Source organism: Pseudomonas sp. MF09156 (genome assembly GCF_059862305.1).
Genome location: NZ_JCBCUR010000043.1, coordinates 1 through 2,427 on the forward strand (window position 1 = coordinate 1; position 2,427 = coordinate 2,427).

A 2,427-nucleotide genomic window follows, 5' to 3' on the forward strand; every position below is an offset into this window, starting at 1 on the left:
GTATGCGTCCGGGCATCACGCCTTGCGTGATTAAACCGGCTGCCACTTATGCGGAAGCAACTGATCGATTTCACTCGCCCGCTGCGTCGGCAGGCGCGTGAGGACGTCCTTCAAATAAGCATATGGATCATGCCCGTTGAGCCGCGCCGACTGGATCAAGCTCATGATCGCCGCCGCCCGTTTACCGCTGCGCAGCGAACCTGCAAAGAGCCAGTTTTTGCGACCCAACGCCCACGGTCGGATTTGGTTCTCGCACCAGTTATTGTCAATGGGTACGGCCCCGTCATCGAGGTAGCGCGACAGCGCCGTCCAGCGTTTGAGGCTGTAATCCAGAGCTTTGCTTATCGCCGAGCCGTCGTGCACGATCTGGCGCTGGGCGATCATCCAGGCATGCAGAGCATCCATCACCGGTACAGCTTTTTCTTGCCGTATTCGGCGGCGTAAATCTGGTTCAAGGGCGCGTGCTTCGCTCTCGATTTCGTAAAGCAACTGGATGTAGCGCAAGGCCTGTTCGGCGAGCTGGCTCTTGTTGGTGGCGTGCAGCTCGAAGAACTTGCGCCGTGCATGGGCCATGCAGCCGATCTCCGTGACGCCGAGTTCAAAGCTGGCCTTGTAGCCGCCAAAATCATCACAGACCAGCTTGCCTTTCCAGTCTTGCAGGAAGTTGCGTGCATGCTCTCCGGCGCGGCTCGGGCTGAAGTCGTAAACAACCGCCGCCAAGTCCGAGAACTGGCTGGTGGCGTAGGCCCAGACATACGCGCGATGGGTTTTCTTTGCGCCCGGCGTAAGCATCTGCACCGGCGTTTCATCGGCATGGATTACGCTATGTTCGAGAACAGCATCGCGCAGGGCATCGACCAGCGGCTGCAACTGCACACCACAGCTGCCGACCCATTGCGCCAAGGTCGAGCGGGCGATGGCCAGACCTGCCCGACCAAAAATCGACTCCTGACGATAGAGCGGTAAATGGTCGGCGAACTTTGCGATCATCACGTGGGCTAGCAGGCCGGCGGTCGGGATGCCCTTGTCGATGACCTGCGCCGGAACCGGTGCCTGGATCAGCGTTTCGCACTGGCCGCAGACCCACTTGCCGCGGATATGACGCTCGACGGTGAACACGCCTGGCGTGTAGTCGAGTTTCTCGCTGACATCCTCGCCGATACGCTTGAGGGCGCAGCCGCACTGGCAGTGGCTGTTGTCAGGTTCGTGGTGGATCAGGGTGCGTGGAAACTGCGGCGGCAAGGCGGTACGCTTGGGTTTTTGCCGAGCGTCGGTCGAAACGGGAGCGGGTTGCAACGCTTCAAGTTCGGCTTCGATGGCTGCGATGTCAGTGTCGATCAGGTCGTCAAGCAGGCTGGCCTGATCCGGGCTCAGTTGCTCGCTGCGCTTGGCAAACTTGAAGCGCTTGAGCTGCGCGATCTCGTGGGCCAGTTTCTCGTTGACCGTTTTGTGATGGTGGATTTGCTTACCCATAGTCTCGACTTTCTGATCGAGATTCTCGACACGCCGCATCAACTGCGCCGCCAGAGCGCGCAGTTGTTCAGGGTTTAGTTGGTCGAGGTTTGGAAGCGAAGTCATGCCGCCGATTTTGCCAGAGCAAGGCTACACCGGCGATAGACTCATCGGACAATTGCACGGCCAGGCTGGCCATGGCGGGCGTCAAACGATGGAAATCGCGCCGCTTGGCCCAACTCTTTGCCAAGGCAAACCCAGCACCAGAGCATGCAGTTGTTCAGCACCTAATTCCATCTGAGAGCCGTGTCGAGAACCCGGCCAGAAGAACTTGCCTTGATGCAGGCGGCGCGCCGCCAGCCAAATACCCAACCCGTCGTGCACCAGCACTTTCATGCGATTGGCGCGGCGGTTGGCAAACAAATAAGCACAGTGCGGCTGCGCCGCACCGAACACGGCGACTACACGCGCCAGAGCGGTTTCGGTTCCCGCGCGCATGTCCATGGGCTCGGTGGCGAGCCAGATGGAGTCGATGCGGATCATCGCAACAGGTCTCGAAGAAAGGTCGCACAGGCAGCCGCGCTTTCGGTCGGCCAGTTCACTTTGACGGTGCCGCGTGGGTGTGGGATTTCGAGGCAGATCATGGCCGGGGTGATATCCGATCGTGACGCTGGCGACGGTAATGCCACCGGGATAAAGGCAGGTTGCAGGGCGACACTTTTCTGCGACTGTAGCCGAATCCACTTATGGACGAGGTTCGCGTTGAGACTGTGGCTCAGCGCGACGCTGGCAGTCGAAGCGCCGGACTGGGCACACTCTTGAATGACCTGGGCCTTGAAGGATTTGGAGTAAGAACGGCGTTGTGGCTGCATGAAATACCCGCTTAAAAGGCTAGAACTGGTGCCCACTTAAATTTAAGTGCACACCATGTCTTGGCTTTGCGGGGCTGGGTAGATGACTTGGCCGGACGCATAC

3 protein-coding genes are annotated in these 2,427 nt (G+C 59.3%); all 3 read right to left on the bottom strand.

All coding sequences use genetic code 11. From position 1 onward, the window contains the following. Window positions 1-30: 30 nt before the first annotated feature. A complete protein-coding gene (gene tnpC / locus AC19YY_RS30925; protein ID WP_500605317.1) occupies window positions 31-1,578 on the bottom strand; it encodes an IS66 family transposase in 1,548 nt (515 codons plus the stop codon). Between the two features lie 81 nt (window positions 1,579-1,659). Next, window positions 1,660-1,995, bottom strand: a complete 336-nt coding sequence (gene tnpB, locus AC19YY_RS30930; RefSeq protein ID WP_149629056.1) for an IS66 family insertion sequence element accessory protein TnpB — start codon at window positions 1,993-1,995, stop codon at window positions 1,660-1,662. Beyond that, entirely contained in the window at window positions 1,992-2,324 is a 333-nt protein-coding gene (gene tnpA, locus AC19YY_RS30935) for an IS66-like element accessory protein TnpA (protein WP_500605318.1), read from the bottom strand. Before tnpA ends, tnpB begins: the two co-directional genes overlap by 4 nt. Window positions 2,325-2,427 lie beyond the last annotated feature (103 nt).